This window comes from Spirosoma sp. KUDC1026 (genome assembly GCF_013375035.1).
Classification (GTDB): domain Bacteria; phylum Bacteroidota; class Bacteroidia; order Cytophagales; family Spirosomataceae; genus Spirosoma.
This window is the reverse complement of sequence record NZ_CP056032.1, coordinates 3,095,756-3,116,549: the sequence shown is the minus strand read 5'-3', so window position 1 is coordinate 3,116,549 and position 20,794 is coordinate 3,095,756. Positions and strand designations below refer to the sequence as shown.

The 20,794-nt window shown below is 52.3% G+C and carries 13 protein-coding genes; all 13 read left to right on the top strand.

What is annotated here, in order from left to right; translation table 11 throughout:
• The 13 genes from HU175_RS13025 to HU175_RS12965 all read left to right on the top strand — a co-directional run bounded on the left by HU175_RS13025 (window position 1) and on the right by HU175_RS12965 (window position 20,790).
• On the top strand, window positions 1-2,265 hold the full coding sequence (locus HU175_RS13025) for an alpha-L-rhamnosidase C-terminal domain-containing protein (protein ID WP_176567013.1): 2,265 nt from the start codon (window positions 1-3) through the stop codon (window positions 2,263-2,265).
• Window positions 2,266-2,316: 51 nt separating this feature from the next.
• On the top strand, window positions 2,317-3,156 hold the full coding sequence (kduI, locus tag HU175_RS13020) for a 5-dehydro-4-deoxy-D-glucuronate isomerase (protein ID WP_176567012.1): 840 nt from the start codon (window positions 2,317-2,319) through the stop codon (window positions 3,154-3,156).
• A 2-nt stretch (window positions 3,157-3,158) separates the two neighbouring features.
• Complete coding sequence (locus HU175_RS13015) at window positions 3,159-4,298, top strand: DUF4861 family protein (protein ID WP_176567011.1); 1,140 nt, start codon at window positions 3,159-3,161, stop codon at window positions 4,296-4,298.
• 15 nt (window positions 4,299-4,313) lie between these two features.
• Entirely contained in the window at window positions 4,314-5,078 is a 765-nt protein-coding gene (locus tag HU175_RS13010; protein WP_176569210.1) for an SDR family NAD(P)-dependent oxidoreductase, read from the top strand.
• 297 nt (window positions 5,079-5,375) lie between these two features.
• Window positions 5,376-6,527: a glycoside hydrolase family 105 protein gene (locus tag HU175_RS13005; protein ID WP_176567010.1), complete on the top strand. Its 1,152-nt coding sequence runs from the start codon at window positions 5,376-5,378 to the stop codon at window positions 6,525-6,527.
• A 135-nt stretch (window positions 6,528-6,662) separates the two neighbouring features.
• Entirely contained in the window at window positions 6,663-10,823 is a 4,161-nt protein-coding gene (locus HU175_RS13000) for a hybrid sensor histidine kinase/response regulator transcription factor (RefSeq protein ID WP_176567009.1), read from the top strand.
• 334 nt (window positions 10,824-11,157) lie between these two features.
• Window positions 11,158-11,592: a hypothetical protein gene (locus tag HU175_RS12995; RefSeq protein WP_176567008.1), complete on the top strand. Its 435-nt coding sequence runs from the start codon at window positions 11,158-11,160 to the stop codon at window positions 11,590-11,592.
• 62 nt (window positions 11,593-11,654) lie between these two features.
• Complete coding sequence (locus tag HU175_RS12990) at window positions 11,655-12,779, top strand: DUF3471 domain-containing protein (protein ID WP_176567007.1); 1,125 nt, start codon at window positions 11,655-11,657, stop codon at window positions 12,777-12,779.
• A gap of 25 nt (window positions 12,780-12,804) precedes the next feature.
• Complete coding sequence (locus tag HU175_RS12985) at window positions 12,805-14,229, top strand: DUF418 domain-containing protein (RefSeq protein ID WP_176567006.1); 1,425 nt, start codon at window positions 12,805-12,807, stop codon at window positions 14,227-14,229.
• Window positions 14,230-14,246: 17 nt separating this feature from the next.
• A complete protein-coding gene (locus HU175_RS12980) occupies window positions 14,247-15,695 on the top strand; it encodes an amidohydrolase (RefSeq protein ID WP_176567005.1) in 1,449 nt (482 codons plus the stop codon).
• A gap of 31 nt (window positions 15,696-15,726) precedes the next feature.
• Window positions 15,727-16,692 carry an alpha/beta fold hydrolase gene (locus HU175_RS12975; protein WP_176567004.1) on the top strand — a complete coding sequence of 322 codons (966 nt, stop codon included), beginning with the start codon at window positions 15,727-15,729 and terminating at the stop codon, window positions 16,690-16,692.
• A gap of 334 nt (window positions 16,693-17,026) precedes the next feature.
• On the top strand, window positions 17,027-19,090 hold the full coding sequence (locus HU175_RS12970; RefSeq protein ID WP_176567003.1) for a M13 family metallopeptidase: 2,064 nt from the start codon (window positions 17,027-17,029) through the stop codon (window positions 19,088-19,090).
• 44 nt (window positions 19,091-19,134) lie between these two features.
• Window positions 19,135-20,790 (top strand): serine hydrolase, encoded by a 1,656-nt coding sequence (locus HU175_RS12965; protein ID WP_176567002.1) that lies wholly within the window; start codon window positions 19,135-19,137, stop codon window positions 20,788-20,790.
• Window positions 20,791-20,794 lie beyond the last annotated feature (4 nt).

The window sequence follows — 20,794 nt, the reverse complement described above, 5'->3', positions numbered from 1 at the left end:
ATGCGGGATCTTTTTTTTATTTTGTCTTTCCTGATTGTACAGACGGCCGCGGCTCAGACAGCGCCGACGGCCCTGCGTACGGATTTGTTGCTCCATACCGACCGGGTGTGGAGCAATGGTTTTTTAACGAACTGGTCGCTCGACGGGGCTGATTCGGCGAAGTTCGCGGGTCAGTTGGCCCTGATTCGCAGTGCTCGCCCATCGTTTAGCTGGGTACTGCCCGACAGTCGCCAGACGGCCTATCAAATCATCCTCAGTTCCTCCCGCAAAAATAGTCAGGCTAATGTGGGGGATATTTGGGATTCGGGAAAGGTATTGAGTACCCAGAGTGTGGGAGTGCAGTTACCGGCTACGCTGCGGCTGACTGCGGACCGGATCTACTTCTGGCGGGTCAAAACCTGGAATGACCAGCAGACAGCGGGCGACTTCTCCGTGATAAAAGCATTTCGTACGGCACCCAAAATCACTGATTACGAAACGCCCTTTTATCCGCTGGTCAAAACCGAAGAGCGAACTAAAGAGCAACGCTCGTTACCCGGCAGACGGATGTTATACGACTTCGGGAACGATGCTTTCGGGCAGATTTTCGTTACGGCATCGGCTCAGTCTGACCGCGATACGTTGGTGCTGCACATCGGCGAAGCGCTGACCCCTGAGGGATACGTTGACGCCAAACCCGCTGGTACACTGCGGTACCGCCGGATTATCCTGCCACTCCAGCAGAGCAAACACCGATACGCAGTTCAGTTCAAATCCGATCCGCGCAACACCGGTCCCAAAGCTATTTTGATGCCCGATTACATCGGTGAGGTACTGCCGTTTCGCTACGTAGACGTGGACCAATCGAAGATAAGTGGACGCGTCGAGCAGGTGGTGCGTGAGGTGGTCAACTACCCATTCGACGAGGATGCCACGACCTTTGTGAGTTCCGATTCGGTGCTGAATCAGGTCTGGGACATCTGCAAACACACCATCAAAGCCACTACGTTTTCGGGCTATTACGTCGACGGTGACCGCGAGCGGATTCCGTACGAGGCCGACGCCCTAATCAATCAGCTCTCTCACTACGCCACCGACGCCGAGTACACCATCGCCAAACGATCGCTGAATTACCTGGTTTTTCATGCGACCTGGCCAACCGAGTGGTCGTTGCAGAACGTCCTGATTGCCTGGTGCGACTACCTCTACTCCGGCGATTCGCGCACCGTTGCAGCCCTTTATCCCGATTTGAAAGCCAAGCTCCTGCTACCGCTGGCCCGGCCGGACGGGCTGATCAGCACGCGCACCGGTTTGCAGACGCCCGAATTCAAAGAGTCCATTCATTATACTACGTTCGACGGACGCCCGACCATCCAGGACATTGTCGACTGGCCACAACAGGGCGTTCTGGGACTGGGCAAAAAAGAGGCAGGCGAAACGGACGGCTTTGTTTTTCGGGATTATAACGCCGTGGTCAACGCCTTTCATTACGAGGGGTTGGTGTTCATGGCGCAATTGGCGAAGCAACTGGGCAAAACCGCCGACGCTACGTTTTTTACCAATCGGGCGGCTCAGGTAAAGAAAGCGTTTGAATTGACTTTTCTCGACCCCAAAACCGGCCTGGTCCGCGACGGGGACGGCACCGACCACGCGTCATTGCACGCCAACATGATGGCACTGGCGTTTGGGCTGATTCCCCCGAAACACCAGTCGAACGTACTGGCGCACATTCGGTCGCGGGGTATGGCGTGTAGTGTGTATGGTTCTCAATTTCTGCTCGACGCGCTGTATAACGCCCACGAATCGGCCTATGGGCTGGCACTGATGAATTCGACGGCCGAGCGAAGTTGGTATAACATGATTCGTACCGGATCGACCATGACCACCGAAGCCTGGGACACCCGTTACAAACCGAATCAGGACTGGAACCACGCCTGGGGAGCAGCCCCGGCCAATATCATCGTTCGGAAGCTGATGGGTGTCGAACCGCTGACACCCGCGTTTGAAACGGTTCAGATCAAACCCCAACCCGATACGTTGCGGCAGGCATCTTTGCGGGTAGCGACCCTGCGTGGTCCCATCGCGGTCTCGTTCGATAACCAGCCCAAACGCTTCCGGCTACGGGTCACCCTACCGGGCAACACGAACGGCGTGGTCTATTTACCCAGAAAAACGGCTAAAAGTCGGGTGCGACAGGATGGTAAAGCCATTAAAGCCACGGCCGAGGGCAATTTCTGGAGACTTGACGCTGTAAGTACTGGCACCCACGAATTTGAGGTATTTTAATACAGGATCGTTACGTAGACAATCATGACAAAGACACAAAACCTAATTACCATGACGACTTTTGACAGCCGCTATGCATCGTCCCCAACCGAAGTAAAAGGCATGGATACCGACCAGCTTCGGCAGAATTTCCTGATCGATAATCTCTTTACGGCCGATCAGTTTAGCTGGACGCTGTCGTTCTTCGACCGCTACCTGACCGGGGGCGTTATGCCCGTGGCCGGTCCTGTTACGCTCGAAGCCCCCGACCAGTTGAAAGCCGCTTATTTTCTCGAACGCCGGGAGTTGGGTATGATCAACGTCGGTGGTGCGGGGCAGGTGGTGGCCGATGGTGTTACGTATGAGCTGGATTACAAAGAAGCCTTATACATTGGTCAGGGTACGCAGAGCGTGCAGTTTTCGTCCGTGGATGCCAATGCCCCCGCGAAGTTTTATCTCAACTCCACCCCTGCTCACACGAGCTACCCAAGCCGGAAAGTTTCCCGCGCCGATGCTAACAAGCTCGAACTGGGCACGCTGGAAACGGCTAATCATCGCACTATCAACCAGATGCTTATCAACAAAGTCCTGCCGACCTGCCAGCTCCAGATGGGCATGACCGAACTGAAACCGGGCAGCGTATGGAACACCATGCCCGCTCACACCCACGACCGGCGCATGGAGGTTTATTTTTATTTCGAAGTACCCGAGGGGCAGGCCGTCTGTCATTTTATGGGCCAGCCGCAGGAAACCCGCCACATCTGGATACAGAACGAGCAGGCCGTTATTTCGCCAAACTGGTCGATTCATTCGGGAGCCGGTACGTCGAACTACACCTTTATCTGGGGGATGGCTGGCGAAAACCTCGACTACGGCGACATGGATTTCTGTCCCATCACCGATCTGCGCTAATCATGAAGTTCGTTCTTTTCGCGTGGATGCTGGGGCTGAGCGGCTCTCTGCTGGCGCAGTCGTCGGCCCCGATTCAGGTAACTAATCCGAGTAACACGTCCCTGACGCAAACCGTCGTCGAGATTCCGTGGGCGACCATCCTGAAGGCCTATCCACAAGTAGACACCAGCCAGTTGATCGTGCAGACCAGCGATGGCCAGGAGGTACCGTATCAGTTGGAACACCGGGGAAAGAAACCTGTACAGAACCTGCTCGTGCAGCTCAGCCTGGCTCCGAAGCAATCGGTTCAGCTTATGTTGCGCAAAGGCACACCAACTCCCGTAAAAGCAAAAACGTACTGCCGCTACGTGCCCGAGCGTTACGACGATTTCGCCTGGGAGAACGACAACGTAGCCTTCCGTATCTACGGGGCCGCCCTGAATGGCCGTTCTGATAACGCCTACGGCACCGACATCTGGGCCAAACGCACCAACGAACTGGTGCTGGACAAGTGGTACAAGCAGGACGACTACCACAAAGACCACGGCGAAGGGCTAGACTATTACCACGTCGGGCTCACTCTCGGCGCGGGCAACATCGGCGTTTTCCTGAACGATTCCATTCAGTTCGTGCACAACTACCGTTCCTGGGAAATCCTGGATAACGGTCCACTCCGGTCTACGTTTCGCGTTACATTCGATCCGTACACATTCAAGGGCATTACGGTAAAGGAGGTTCGGACGGTCTCGTTGGATGTCGGGGCGCAGCTTAGCAAAGTACAGGTCCACATCGAACACACGTCCCCGAAGCCGTTACCAATGGTTGTCGGCATTTCTCTCCGGTCGGAACCAAGTCCGTTATTGCAGGACGAGAAAAACGGAATCATGGGCTACTGGGAACCGAAGCACGGTAACGATGGCACCATTGGCGTTGGCTGCGTTTTCCCAAAAGCCCCTGTATCGATGCTGCGTAAATATGACCACGCCCTGGCCCGGCTAACTGCTAAACCCAGCGATGATCTGATTTATTACACCGGTGGGGCCTGGGACAAAGCGGGACGCATTACGTCCAGCGCCGACTGGTTCGCCTATCTCCGGCAGATTGCGGCCCAGCAGAAACAGCCGCTACGTATCACCGTCCTGCCCAAAAAAGCAGGTAACTAATCAATCATGGATTCGATTTTATCAACCTTTTCGTTGGCCGGTAAAACGGCATTGGTAACGGGCTGCAAACGCGGCATCGGCAAAGCGATGGCCGAGGGATTAGCCGAAGCAGGGGCCAATATCATTGGCGTTTCGGCCAGTCTGGAACTGACCGGCAGCGCCGTAGCTCAGTCCATTGAAGCGCGGGGCCAGAAGTTTTTCGCCTATCAGGCCAATTTTGGAAAGCGAGATTCACTCAACGCCTTTATTCAGCAGGTAAAGCAGGATCACCCCGTTATCGATATTCTGGTTAACAACGCCGGTACCATCCTGCGCCAGCCAGCCGCCGAACACCCGGACGAGTACTGGGACGAAGTGATTGCTATCAACCAGACCGCGCCGTTTATACTCACCCGCGAGATTGGTCGGGATATGGTAGCGCGGGGCAGCGGCAAGGTTATTTTCACGGCGTCGCTGCTCACGTTTCAGGGGGGCATTAACGTACCAGGTTATGCCGCCAGCAAAGGAGCCATCGGCAGCCTGACCAAAGCGTTCGCGAATGAATGGGCGAGCCAGGGTATTAACGTCAACGCCATTGCGCCCGGCTACATTTCGACGGACAATACGGAAGCACTACGGGCGGACAAAGCACGAAGTCAGGCCATTCTGGGACGAATCCCGGCGGGGCGCTGGGGTGAACCCGACGACTTCAAAGGGCCAATCGTATTTCTGGCTTCGGATGCGTCCCGTTACGTTCACGGTACAATCCTGACCGTCGATGGTGGCTGGATGGGACGATAATAACTTCAAAAAGTGAAAGTGTGAATGAGCGAAAGAGCGACTGCTGTTGGAGAGGAAGTTGGCACTGACCGCCGGCACGGGCCGCCCCGCCTAGCCCCTCCCAAAACAGCCCCCCCAGAGATACTCGTTTAGCCCCCCTCCTGTTTTAGGAGGGGGCAGGGGGGTGGTCGCGGCCCCTAAACTGAGGTGGAATACAAGTAGGTACCCCAGTCAGCCTATACACCCAGTCAGTAAAATGCGGACGTTAATCGCCTTTAGTTGCCTAGACTATTCCTGCTGAAAACGAACCCCTACACGATGACGACAAAACAACAACGTCACAGCTCCCACCTGGCTCTCTTGGGCGTGCTAGCCTGTACCCTCTTCGGTTTTACTCGCCCCTATCCCAGCAACCGTGTTCATGGCGATAAAGTCCCCGATGACAAGGTTTATTTCAAGCCTGCTTATATCAAAGAAACACTGATCAAAGCCGCCACCTGGCAGTTGAACCATCCCAAACACGCCACAACCGACTGGACAAACGGAGCGTTTTATTCGGGGGTCTTTGCGGCTTACCAGACAACCAAATCGCCCCTGCTGATGGATTCACTGATGGCGATGGGCGAACGCACCAACTGGCAGCCCGGTCGCCGGTACGACCACGCCGATGACATTGCCATTTGCCAGACCTACCTTAATCTGTATCGGCTCAAAAAAGACCGGCGGATGATCCAGCCAACGATTGATACGGTGCAGAAACTCCGCACCACACCGGGTCAGGAAGTGCAGAAAAACGGCATTACGTGGTGGTGGTGCGATGCGTTGTTCATGGCCCCGCCAGTACTGACTGGTCTGGGACGTACTCTGAACGAGTCCTGGTACTACAAACTGAACGACAGCCTGTTCCGGCAGACATACGATCGGCTGTACAACACGCAGGAACACCTGTTTGCGCGGGATGGGTCGTACCTGATCAGTGCCGACGGCAGCGGTAAGAAAGAAAGTAACGGCCAGAAAATTTTCTGGTCGCGGGGGAACGGCTGGGTTATGGGTGGCCTGGTTCAACTGCTCAACGAGCTACCAGCCAACTACCCCCAGCGCGATTTCTACGTTACCCTCTACAAGCAAATGAGCGAACGACTGCTGGGTCTGCAACAAGCCGACGGTCTATGGCGGGCCAGCCTACTCGACCCCGATGCGTATCCAGGTGGTGAAGCGAGCGGCTCAGGCTTCGATTGCTACGCAATGGCCTGGGGCATCAATAACGGCATTCTACCGAAAGACAAATATCTACCCGCCGTTCGGAAGGCCTGGGTCGCTCTGAATAAGCTGGTTTCGGACGAGGGCCGCGTTGGCTGGGTGCAGCCCATCGGCGCCGATCCCCGCCGGAATTTCAACGCCGATAGCTGGGAAGTCTACGGCACCGGCGCATTTCTGCTGGCCGGGTCGGAAGTGATTAAACTTAAATAGGGGGAGGAAAGGAATTGCTGATCAGGCAACTTCTCCTTTCCTCCTTCTCCTCCTTCCTCCCACCGTATTATATATTTATTACGTCTTGTTTCGCTTCGTTTATAGATTGCCTATGCTACTACACACCTACTCGTTATGGACCTCTCTGGATTTGGTCGTCCACGATTCTGGCATGCCCAGCATCCGGTTTACCACCTGAAATGGGTATCCGGATTACGGAAGCGTTTCATCAAGCAGTATAGTCATCTTCCGGTTTGTCGTAGCATTATTTTTCTCTTATTTCTGAGCATTTCAGCAGCCGTAGCTCAGCTTTCACCCAAACGTTCCCCCCAGCTAACAACGGCCAATGGACTACCAAGTAATGAGATCGCTGGGGTAGTGCAGGATCGGGCTGGTTTTCTCTGGATCGCTACATCCGACGGGCTGGCGCGTTATGATGGACGGGCTACGAAGGTATTCCGGAATCGGCCGGGCGATACGCTCTCCCTGGCCGACAATAAAATCAGGGATTTAGTAGTAGCGCCCGATGGCTCTTTCGTTATCAATACCGAATCAGGAACGATTCAGCGTTTCGATCCGGCCAGCGAGCGGTTTACGACCCTGATTCACCGGCAAGTTCTGGATCGCAACAAGGCCCTCGTCAACCAGATTCAACTCAGCGCAGACGGAAAGCATCTGTGGGGCCTGTTGTCAGGCGTCCGACTCGTTGACTACGACCTGCACCGAAAAACCCTGCGAATCTATGATTTGCCTACGTTGGTAGGCAGCGTCAACGAGGTGCATGATTTTATCCTTGCCCCGACGGGCCACATTTATGGTGAGACAATGGCCGGATTGCTTCAGTTCGACACCCGGACGGGCCGCAAGCGTATCATTCCATTTCCATTCCCGACGATCGATCGTGTACGCGGCATGAATTTCCATTCCGCCGACCGCCACCAGGTTACGCTGGGGCCCGCCGGGCAGATTGCCGTATTTGGGTATGATGTCGTTGCCTTCTACGATCCGGTACATGATCGGTTTCGGACCATCCCGATTCCCAATGTTGTGAAGGTCAGTTCCAGTGGTGTCCGGAAGTTGGCCACACCCATACCGTATGGCTTAAAGACGCTGTCCGCCGATCGGCTATATCTGGGATACCTGAACCGGTTGTACCAACTGGATAAAACAGGGCAGTTTTCGTTACTGCGTCAGGCAGAAACCGCTACCGATCGACTGGCGCCCTGGCTCATTGATCGGTCGGGCGTTCTGTGGATCACGGACGGTTCAACAGGTTTAACCCAACTCGATTTACGGGCATTGCCCCTTGATTACGTTTCCAGAAAAAAATCATTCTGTGATGATTTGCTCGAAGAGGACCTGGGTATCACCCTACCCGACAGCTTCGAAGTGTGGGCCACCGAAAACTGGCCCCGCTACACCAGAGATTCCCGCGGAAATTATTATCTATGTGATCCCTCCCGCGTGTATCGTCACGTAGTCAATAACCAAACAATCAACGAATTGCCCACGTTTGGCGAACTAAATGGGCATGTATGCTGCAACCTGTGCCTGAAAACAAGCCGACGGGGAGAAATATGGGTTTATAACAACCGACTGGGGCTACTTGCTGTCAGTCCTGATGGGACAAAAGGGCATTCGTATCCCAATAGTCAGTTACCCCTGACACACCTATACCCTAACTACGACGCAGGAGATATTCAGCCCCTGGGCCAGTCTATCTGGGTAGGCTCGCAGTTCGGACTTGGCTTATATCGATACGACATCCGCCGACAGCGTTACGACGCCCCCCTGCGGAACAAACCCCAGTCAACAAATTCGCTGCCGGTCAACAGCATTAACTGTCTGAGTGCCGATCCTAATGACAGCACAGTCCTGTGGATCGGTACGTTAGGGGGTGGATTATGCCGTCTGAATACCCGAACGATGCGCTTCCAACGCCTGGGCGAAGCTGAAGGGTTTCCCAATGGCGCTATCCAAAGTATAGAAACCGACGACCAGGGTATGCTCTGGTGTGCCACTAAACAGGGACTGGTGCGGGTGAATCCCAAGACGCTAAAATGGCGACACTTTACCAGTGATGATGGTCTGACCGAAACCGCTTTTATGCGAACGTCTTCGGCTCATCTGCCCGATGGGCGGCTGGTATTCGGCACACCGAATGGCCGGATCATCTTCAACCCTGGAGCGATTCAGGACGATACCTATGAGCCGCCTATCGTGCTGACGGCCCTGCTGATCAACAATAAGCCAACGGATGCAAACCTGACAGCCGAGACCAACCTACTGCCAGCCCCGATCAACACACTGTCGGAACTGGTGCTCGACCATACCCAGAACTTCCTGACGATTGGCTTTGCCGGGCTTCATTACGGGAAAACCGAAAAACTACAGTATCGATACCGGCTCACCGGTGTTGATAATGACTGGGTGGAAGTGGGCACTCAGAACACGGCGAATTATACTCAGCTTGCACCGGGGCGTTATATATTCAGCGTCAACAGCACCCGGTCTGACGGGCAGTGGAGCCGCCAAGCCAGGCGGTTATTGATTCGTATTAAGCCCCCATTCTGGGCTACCTGGTGGGCTTATCTGCTGTATGGGCTGGCCTTTGGCGGTCTGGTGCTGGGGTTCATTCGTTTTCGGATCCAGCAGGGTCAGCAACACCAGGAAATTACGCTCAAACGCCGGGAGGCTGACCAGCTCCGGGCCGTCGATGAAGTCAAATCCCGTTTTTTCGCCAATATTACTCACGAGTTTCGCACCCCGCTGACGCTGATTCTATCCCCTGCGGAAAAGCTGCTTAAAACCCCCGATCAGGATACCTATACCCGCCACTTGATGGCTTCGATTCACCGCAACGCGGTACACCTGCTGCGGCTCGTTAATCAGCTTCTCGACCTCGCCAAGCTGGAAGATAACAGTATGCGGGTGACCTTCGTGCGGGGGGATGGTGTCGAGTTTATCCAGCGTCTGGTTGATTCCTTCTACCCGATGGCGGCTACGCAGCAGATTAGCCTTACGGTAGATATTATTAATTCGGGTCAAGAACATCCGCATGGCCCGTGGTTGTTTGACGCCGATAAATGGGAGACGATTATCACAAATCTACTGAGCAATGCCCTGAAATTTACACCAGCAGGTGGTCAGATTTTGCTAACGATTGACCCCTCGTCCGTCGAACAACTTGTGCTACACTTGGCAGATACGGGCATCGGCATTCCTCCTGATAAACTCCCCCATATTTTCGACCGGTTCTACCAGGTTGATACGTCCCAGACCCGTGCTTACGAAGGAACTGGTATTGGCCTGGCTCTGGTGAGAGAATTGATCGAGTTACTCCATGGAACGATTGCGGTCGAGAGCCGGACAGAATCGCCTTCCGGTACTACGTTTATCCTGACGTTACCCCTATTACCCGCAACCGCTCAGCCCGACGCGCCAGCCGTTACATTCCCCGGTACGTCGTTACTGGTTGCCGACTCCGATCCAGCACCGTCCACTACATCAGTGAGGCAGCCATCCGCCGTTATTGCTGATGATGCTCCGCTGGTACTGGTCGTGGAAGATAATGATGAACTCCGGGCATTCATGGCCGGTGAGCTGGCTGACCATTACCGGGTTCTGACCGCTGCCGATGGAGAAGAAGGCTGGCTACTTTGCCAGCGCGACCTGCCTGATGTCGTGTTGACCGATGTGATGATGCCCCGACTGGACGGTTTCCAGCTGACCCATTGCATTAAATCCACGCTGGCTACCAATCACATAGCAGTTGTATTGCTTACGGCCCGGGCCGCCCATACCAGCCGTCTGGCAGGACTAGAACAGGGCGCCGACGACTACCTGAGCAAGCCCTTTCACGTTGACGAACTGTTCCTGCGGCTAAATAATATGCTGACCCGGCAGGCCAACCTGAGGGCTTTCCTGTATCGGCAACTGTCAAGCCCGGCTGGGCAGACCAATGAGCCAATTCCTGATCCTTTTATCGGTCAGTTGCACCAAGCCATTGAAACACGGCTGGACGACACGACTTTTGGCGTTGATGATCTGGCGCTGGCGGTGGGTATGAGCCGCCGGACGCTCTACCGCAAGATGACGGCCGTCAGCAATATGTCGGCAAATGATTTCATCCGGCACTACCGGCTCCAACGCGCTACTCAACTGCTGCGGGCCGGACGATCCATAGCAGACATAGCCTATACCGTCGGTTTCGAGAGCCCTGCCTACTTCGCTACCGTCTTCAAACACACGTATCAACAAACGCCCTCCGAGTTTCTGAACCGGCAGTTGGATTAAGCCTCCCATTCTTTTACCGCATCTGCAATCAACGCGTTGGCTGACCGCATCATGAGTAACCAGCAGGAAAGTACCCCCTAAAAGCTGGTTTTTGCCCAAATGGCCCAAAATTGAAAGAAGATGACACAGAATTGAAGGTTGACGAAAGGCCTTCGTCATAGATTTGACCGTTGCCTCAATTGATGAATAACCCGCCAGTGCAATGAGAAGACATGAGACTATACCCGATTTGTTGATCTACACAAAAACTTAACAGATAGGCGTTTGTACCTACATAAATTTGATTTAACGAAGGGTCTTGCCTCTAATTTTTGCCACCTTTTCCTCCACACCCATGAATGTTCGTTTCTTTTTTCTCCTGCTGCTGTTTACTGGTAGTTGTTCGCGGACTATTGGGCAGGTTAATCCGTCGATTGGTACTACGCCATCGATCCTCCGGCACGCCAACCCCGATTATGTAACGCCCAGCCCTGTCCAACCAGGTCGAGTGGATCGACAAAATGAGACCAGTAATCAGGAAGTCCAGTCGTTACTGGCAGCTCAGGATAATGTCCGGCGGATGAGGTGGAGACGGGACAAGAACGGCAACGTATACATTAAACCGTTCACACAACATTTACCTGAAGACCCGACTCCTCCACACTTCGATCGGGTGCAGGTTCTTTCCGATGGGCGATGGGTAATCTTTCAGTCAGAAGCTTTCCAGACAGGTACTAAAGGATCATCACCGGCACCTAAGTATGAGCCATTTCTGATCATTCGCCCCTAACGTGATTTGATCAATTCAGGATAATATTTTCTTTCTCACCCTCTAATCCATTCCTTATAAGTATGAAAATTAATGCAATACTCCGTCTCCTCTATGTCTGTGTGCTAACCTTATTTGTTCTCACGGCCGGTTTGGCACAAGCTCCCAAAAAAGTATTTTCGGTAGCCTATTTTCACAAGCTAAAACCCGGTCACACGCTGGTCGAGGCCCGGGTCATTGAAAATGAGTGGAAGAAAATACACCAGGCCCAGGCCAACGATGGGTTCATTCGTGGCTGGTACCTGCTGGGCCTCGACATGAGCACTAACCCCAATAAGGAATACAGTTACATCACGATCAGTAATTTTACCGACCCTGGTTACATGGACAATTCTACCCCCGAGAAGCATCTGATCGAGGTGATGGGGAGCGACTACCGGCCGAAATTAACTGACCTTTTAAAACGTACGAACGAAGTAAAGGAAGTAGCCAAAGTTGAAATCTGGGAGCACATTGATGGGACTCTGGCCGACCCCAAGTCGTCTCCCGCTAAAGCTCCGGTCTGGCTAGTATCGAACATCAAGGTTAAAAATGGGCAGTATCTGGAATACATGGACCGCGTCAAAATAGCATCGCCGTTTAACCGGGAGCGCGTCGTTTCGGGTGGCGCTGCTGGTTGGAGTTTTGTGGGTCTGTTGTTACCCTGGGGTACCGAGAAAGCTTACGATTTTACCTCGGTGTACCAGTTTCCCAGCATGAAAGCCTTACTGGAATCCGACGAGACTAAACAAGAAGCGGCTTTCAAGAAAACGATGCCTGGCGTGGACTCGAAACAGTTCTTCAAGGAAATGAACGTACTCCGTGAAACAGCGAGACAGGAGATCTATTACCTGGTCGATTACGCAGAGAAAGCCCAGGCTCCATCGGTGCGGCTAGACACAAATGTGCTGGACAGATATGTCGGCATCTATGAGGGACCATTTGGAGGAGATGCAAAATCTACCTTCACGGTCACCCGCGAAGGAAATCAGCTCTTCGAGGAACTGACCGGCGGCAGGAAGCTGGAGATAATCCCCCAATCCGAAACCAGGTTCGCGTTCAAAGATATGAATGCCCAGCTTGAGTTCATGCGGGATGCTTCGGGAAAGGTCACCAAGCGAACGATGACGTATAATGGTCAGACCTCCGAAGCGAAAAAGATCAAATAATGGCCACTTTTTACCCGCACAATCCATGACGACCAACCCAACCTCTACTTCTGCCGCGACAGTACTTACCGATACGTCAGAGCACGATGTACCTTCTCCCCCTAAGCCTGTTTCGCAGGCGGAACGTATTCAGACCATCGACATCCTGCGGGGCGTGGCGCTGCTGGGTATTCTGCTGATGAACATTCCATATTTCAGCATGGCCGAACGATTCAGCGATGCATTCAACCATAATCCACGTAACGTCAATTTCTGGCTGGATGCCGTTATCACGGTTCTTTTCGAGGGGAAGATGCGCGCTTTATTTTCTATGATTTTTGGCGTGGGTATCATCCTGTTCATGGCCCGAAAAGAGAAAAGTGGCAATCCATCGACTACGGGACAGTCCGCTACGGGGCCGAGCCGCGTTCGGCTCTTCTTCCAGCGTATGGGCTGGCTGGTGTTGTTTGGCCTCATCGATTCCCATGTCCTGCTCTGGATGGGCGACATCCTGTACTACTACGGCGTGATCGGTATGATTGCCTTCTGGTTTCGGCGAATGAAACCCGTTTATCTGGCCCTCGGTGTACCACTAGTAGCTATTGTGGGTTTTGCATTGAATACAATGTTTTATCAAAGTATTCGTGAGAAACGACTGGCCTTTTTGGCCGCGCAGAAAACGCAGCAACAGGGCCAAACGCTAACCCAGAACCAGCAGCAGGCCATCAAAACCTGGAAAGAAGCCGAGAAAGAATTTTTTCCGAACAAAGCCGAAATTGCTGAGCATACCCGTAAAATGAAATCACCTGACTATTTCACTGTGGCTTCACGATACCAGAAAGAGGTTTGGGATGCGCAAACCAAATACCTGGTCTTTCAACTATGGGATCCACTCGCCCTGATGTTACTGGGCATGGCGCTCTATCAATGGGGCTTCGTTACGGGTCAGTGGCCCCGCCGACGGTACTGGCAAATGATGCTACTGGGGTATGGACTGGGCCTGTCGCTGGTTACGTTCAGCTTTTACTACTACTACCAGAACATTCCAAATTCGTGGGCTTTCATTCCCTTCATGGAACAGCATCCTGTGCAATGGGTCGCCCTGATTTATCCTTTTCAGCGCATTTTGCTGGTGATGGCCCACGCCAGTCTGATTATTCTACTTGTAAAAGGTAGAGTTGTTCAGGGGTTGCTGAACCGACTGGCAGCCGTGGGGCAGATGGCGTTTACGAACTACGTTATGCACACGCTGATCTGCACATCTGTTTTCTACGGCTATGGTCTGAATCAGTACGCTGAATGGGAATTCTATCAGCTTTATTTTCTGGTGGCCGCTATCTGGACTCTTCAGCTGATTGTCAGCCCGATCTGGCTACGGCATTTTCAATTCGGCCCGCTCGAATGGGCCTGGCGCAGTCTGACCTACTGGCAGCGCCAACCCATGCGCCCTTCACCAATCAATGCTGACTAATCCTCACGATAGCGTTCATGCAAACCCAACTCCTTACGCTGGTACTACTACCTGTCCTGGTTCTGGGACAACCGAAGCCAAAGAAATCACCTGCCCTCGATCCTGATAAGCAAACCATCCTGGCTGATTTAGACAGACAATTCTCAAAATATGCAGCTATCTCCAGACAGATATGGGAATTTGCGGAAGCAGGCTTTCATGAAAACAAAAGTTCGGCTTTACTACAGGATGAGCTAACAAAAGCCGGATTCAACGTTAACGCGGGGGTAGCTGGTATGCCTACGGCTTTTGTCGCTACGTTTGGCTCAGGAAAACCGGTGATTGCCCTGCTAGCAGAATTTGATGCATTGCCTGGTTTAGCTACCGAGGCTAAACCCGAGTTTACTCCCATTTCAGGACAAAAGTGTGGACATGGGTGCGGCCATAATCTCTTGGGGACCGCTTCGCTGGCGGCAGCCATCGAACTAAAAGAATGGCTGAAAAAGGAGGGTAGACCGGGCACGATCAGGCTATACGGCTGCCCTGCCGAAGAGAACGGAGAGGGGAAAGTCTACATGGTACGTGAGGGTTTGTTTAACGATGTCGACGTAGTCCTACATTGGCATCCCGACGAGATGAATTATGCTGATGCCGTTTCCACATTAGCTCTCATTGCAGCCCGCGTCCGATTCAGGGGCATTGCCGCCCACGCAGCAGTTGCCCCTGAACGGTGCCGGTCGGCATTGGATGGAGTTGAAGCCATGAATTATATGGTCAATATGATGCGCAAACACATCCCCTCTGATGCCCGTATCCATTACGTCATCACGAAGGGGGGAGAAGCGCCCAATGTAGTTCCTGCTTTCGCCGAAGTCTATTATTATGCTCGTCACAAAGACCGGGAAGTGCTGAAGAGCATCTGGAAACGGGTTGAAAATGCCGCTGATGGAGCGGCAAAAGGGACCGGTACTCAGGTAGATATAGAGATCGAAGGCGGTGTCTTTAACATCTTGCCGAATGTCACGTTAGCCGAAGCTGTTTACAAAAACCTGAAAACTGTAGGTGGTGTCCAGTACACACCCGCAGAAACGACCTTTGCCCAAAAAATAGCGGAAAGTTTGTCGGCAAAAACACCCATCGAGAACGCTGCTCGAATCAGCGTGTTTCAGCCAATTTATGCGGATATGGCTGGAAGTGGTTCTACAGATGTTGGGGATGTAAGCTGGGTAGTGCCAACCGCCGGATTTGGCACGGCAACCTGGGTACCGGGTACTGGCCCTCATAGCTGGCAGGCAGTAGCGGCAAGCGGGATGAGCATTGGTCAGAAAGGAATGCTGGCAGCGGCCAAAACACTGGCGCTAAGCGCGTTGGATCTATATAAAACGCCAGTTCTTATTGAAAAGGCCCGTAAGGAATGGGTAGACCGGCGAGGAGTGTATTTCAACTATGAGTCCTTTATCGGAAACCGCAAACCAGCGGTAGAGTAGACCAATGTTAGCCTATAACTACAAACTTTCCATGAATCCTTTCTGCCTGTTCCTTAGTCTGGTTATCCTCTGCTACGCCTGTTCAAAAACGGATAAACCTAATACCAATGCTACGCCCCAAACTCACTTTATACCTGTAGCCGACAGTGTCAAGCTTGAAGTACTCGACTGGGGGGGATCAGGTCCACCGCTGGTGTTCCTGACAGGATTTGGCAACACGGCTCACGTATTTACCGACTTCGCTCCCGGATTCACCGACCAGTATCGCGTTTATGCCATCACCCGCCGGGGCTTTGGCCAGTCGTCTAAGCCCAAAACTGGTTACGATATGAGTACACTAGCGCATGATATTTTGGTGATTCTGGATTCGCTTCATATCCAGAAAGCCCTGTTGGTGGGCCATTCTATCGCTGGTGACGAGATGAGCAAATTTGCTTCGTCATATCCAGATCGGGTGGCTAAACTGGTTTACCTCGATGCTGCTTATGATCGCACCGACATTATGAAACAATTTGCCAATGCTCCTCAACAACCTATGCCCACCGCTACGGACTCGGCTTCACTAGATAAGCTGAACCAGTACCTTACGGAGGTTTATGCAGTATCCATACCACTGGAAGAAATTCAGCAGTCATTTGTCTTTTCCAGGACGGGCAAAGTGCTTCGGGAAGTAGCGCCCGACTATGTATTTGGGGCGACTATCCCTAAACTGCAGCATCCTGATTACCGGCATATTCAGTGTCCGGCCTTAGCCCTGTATGCAGGGGAAGAGCTTTTCAAAGAGGGGACGCCCCTGTATGCCCGTTTGGATTCAACCAGTAAAACCAAAGTTGCCGCCTTCCGGCTGGTTGATGCCCAGTTCCGGGCACAAGAAATGAACCGCTTTCGGCAGGAAGTAGTCAATGGCACGACAAGCGTCATCGAAGGGGGCAATCACTATGTTTTTCTTTCCCATCCCGCCGAGACGGAGAAATTTATACGGGATTTTCTAAAGTGAACCCTGTGCGTCCATGAGTAGTCTCTTTACAATCCATACCAGGCCGCTAAAAAGATCAACCTCGTTGTGTTCGAGAAACACTACGTATCTCAACTCTTCCTCTACTTCTTACAGTCTGGCAGATCGGAAGCCTTGTCAGCTTCGCCCAACCCGCTGCTTATTCAAAAATCGTACTGGAAAAAAACAGGACGTAAAACGGGCAAAAAACTGAAGCGCAAAAAATCAATTAACCACACCAATAACCAACCCTCTCCATAACATGGAAAAATGGTGAACCACTGGATTGCGCAACAGCCTTGAGCCACTCCACTACCAGCAACTCCTCAAACAAACCATGAAAAACTACCTTCACCCACTGATCGTTGGGCTGACGTTTCTGTCTGCTATAGCCTTGCGGCCAAAAACTTCCGACGACAAGCCAGTACGGACCACTTTCTTCGATAAGTCGGGGATGGACACGAGCGTGCTGCCCGGCAATGATTTTTTCACCTATGCCAATGGAACCTGGCTGAAAAGAACCGAGATTCCGGCTGATCGGGTTAGCTGGGGATCGTTTGCGCAACTGGCCGATGAGAATCAGCGCAAAACAAGGTCGATACTGGAAGAGGCAGTTAAGGCAACGAACAAGACGGGAACTATCGAACAATTAGTGGGTGATTTATACGCCAGCGGCATGGACACGGTAACCATCGAAAAACGCGGTTATGAACCAATTCGGGCAGAGTTAGAAACGATTCGAGGCATCAAAGCCTATGATCAATTAATCCCTTACCTGGTTACCGACGAAAGTGATATGACTGTAACCTGGACCGCTCCGGGGGCTTTTTTAGGCTATTACGTGATTCCGGACGACCGACGAAGTTCGATCAACCGCATCAACTTTCAGCAGGCGGGTTTGTCACTCCCCGAAAAAGGCTACTATACCCGTACCGACGAGGCCACCAAGAAAATCCGGGCCGACTTTTTGACATACGCTGCCAAACTCTTCACGTTGACAGGTGTTGAACCAGCCCTGGCCCGTACCAAAGCCGAAACCATCTTGACGTTTGAAACCCGATTAGCTCAATCCCATAAGGAACAGGCCGGCCTGCTCGACCCCGTAGCTAACTACCACAAATTTGCCGTCGCCGATTTAAGTCGGCAAATGCCCCATCTGCACTGGCGGGATCTGCTCAATAGCATGGGGCTGCAACGGATTGACACGGTACTGGTGGGCCAACCTGGTTATTACCGCGCACTGGACAGCCTGCTGACCGTTACACCCCTTGAGGTACTGAAAGACCGGGTATTGTTTGACCGGCTGGATGTTAATGCCCCCTTATTGACTAGTGCGTTTGAGCAGGCTCATTTTGACTTCAACCAAAAATCGCTGCTCGGTCAAAAACAACTTGCTAACCGCTGGAAACGCCTGGCCACCCGCACGGATGTGGAACTGGGCGACGCCCTGGGGCAACTGTGGGTGAAGCGCTATTTCCCGCCCGAAGCCAAAGTCCGGATGCTTATGCTGGTGAATAACCTACAAATTGTTTACCGGCAGCGGATTGAAAAACTGGACTGGATGAGTCCTAAAACCAAGGCCACTGCTCTGACCAAACTGGACCGAATTATGAAAAAGATTGGCTACCCGGATCGATGGAAGAATTATGCGGGACTACATATCGAACGGGATGATTTCTACGGCAACGTGCAGCGAACCCGCCAGCACCGAACTCAATTAGCAATGGCTAAGGTGAATCAACCCGTTGACCGGACGGAGTGGACCATGACTGCACCCACGGTTAATGCTTACGCGAATCCAGCCTTTAATGAGGTCGTTTTCCCGGCAGGCATCCTCCAGTTTCCTTTCTTTGACAAAGATGCCGACGATGCAATCAATTACGGAGCGATCGGCGTAGGAATCGGTCACGAAATGACCCATTTGTTTGATGACTACAGCCGCCATTACGATGCCGACGGCAATCTGCGCGACTGGTGGACAAAGCAGGACGCCGAACGGTTCAAGGCCAAAGCTCAGGTGATCGTTAATCAATATAATGGCTACAGCGTACTAGACAAACTTGCCTTGAACGGGCGGCTCACACTGAACGAAAACATTGCTGATCTGGGAGGCATAACACTGGCCTATCAGGCCTTCAAACTGACGAAACAAGGCAAAGGCACTGAAAAGATCGATGGGCTTACGCCCGATCAGCGCTTTTTCCTGGGTATGGCTCAGAGCTGGCGCAGTAAGGTTCGGGACGAAACGCAACGAGCCAGGGTGATGACTGATCCACATTCACCGGCCAAATTCCGGGTCAACGGCCCGTTGAGCAATTTCGCCCCTTTCTACCGGGCGTTTAACGTCAAACCCGGCCAGAAACTCTACAAAGCTGAAGTAGACCAGGCAAAGGTCTGGTAGGAATGTACATAGCATCGTGTTCAACTTTCCTCTATAACCAATTTATGAAAAAGTCTCTCACCCCCCTCCTGCTTTGGTTAGTCCTTTCGCTAAGCAGCCATGCCCAGACCGTAAATAACAGTCGACTAACAGTTGCCTTCGACAGTCTACTAACCAAACAATTCAAACCCGATGGGCCCGGTTGTACGGCCCTGGTAGCCCGCAAAGGGCAGATTATTTATCAGAAAGCCTTTGGTATGGCCAATCAGGAACTGGACGTGCCGATGAAGCCGGATAATGTCTTTCGCATTGGTTCGATCACCAAGCAGTTTACGGCAGTCGCCATTCTGCAACTGATGGAACAGGGGAAGCTCTCTCTCCAGGACGAAATCACTCGCTTCATTCCGGACTATCCGACGCAGGGGAAGAAAATTACGGTCGAGCATCTACTCACGCACACATCGGGCATTAAAAGCTACACCGACATGAAAGAGTTTGGATCGATAATGAAGAAGGACATGTCGCCAACGGAGCTGATTGATTTTTTCAAAAACCAGCCGATGGAATTTGAGCCAGGTACAAAATGGGCTTACTGTAACTCTGGTTATTTCCTGCTGGGTTATATTATTGAGAAAGTATCAGGTAAGACCTATCCGCAATACACAGAGGAAGTGTTTTTCAAGCCGCTGGGTATGACCAACTCCTACTACGGTGACAACGCTAAGCTCATCAAAAACCGGGCAGCGGGCTATCAGGAAGGAAAGAATGGTATCAACAACGCAGACTATTTGAGCATGACGCAGCCTTATGCAGCGGGCTCAATTCAGTCAACAGTGGGTGACCTCTGGAAATGGCATCAGGCGGTACACAGCTATAAACTGGTCAAAAAGGAAACGCTCGATAAGGCCTTTACCCGTTACAGACTGAGTGATGGTAAGCTGACAAATTATGGGTATGGATGGACACTGGGCACTATACAGGGTAACCCAACCATTGAGCATGGCGGAGGGATCAACGGCTTTCTAACGGAGGGCATCTATCTGCCGCAGGAAGATGTATTCGTAGCAGTCTTTTCGAACAGCACCAGCAATTCGCCCGACATGGTAGCCAGCAAAATGGCAGCTTTGACCATTGGCAAACCTTATGATTACACCGAAATTGCTATCGAACCCAGCGCACTGCAAAGCTATACCGGCGTTTACGAAAATACTGAGGGGATACAGCGCGCCATTACGATAGCCGACAATCAACTGTATTCGCAACGAACGGATAGCCCTCGTTACAAACTGAAAGCGTACCAACGTGATAAGTTTTTCCTCGAAAACTCGCTAACGAACATTGAGTTTATCCGAAACGGTACCGGTCAGGTTGAACAGATTCGGTTTCAGAGCCGCGAATTATCCGAAACCTGGAAGAAGACAAACAAGCCTCTTCCAGCAACTCGTCCGACTATATCCCTCAGCGAAAAGGTATTGGAGAGCTACACAGGCGATTATCAGATTACACCCAATTTCATTCTGACCATTACCAAAGAGCAAAACCGGCTCATATCGCAGGCGACAGGGCAGAGTAAGTTTCCTCTTTTAGCCGAAACAGAAACAAAGTTTTATCCGGAAGCTTTTGAGGCCCAGCTCGAATTCATAAAGGATAATACGGGGAAGATAACGAAACTTATGTTGCTGCAAGGTGGGCAAACAACTGAAGCGAAGAAGATAAAATGACTCC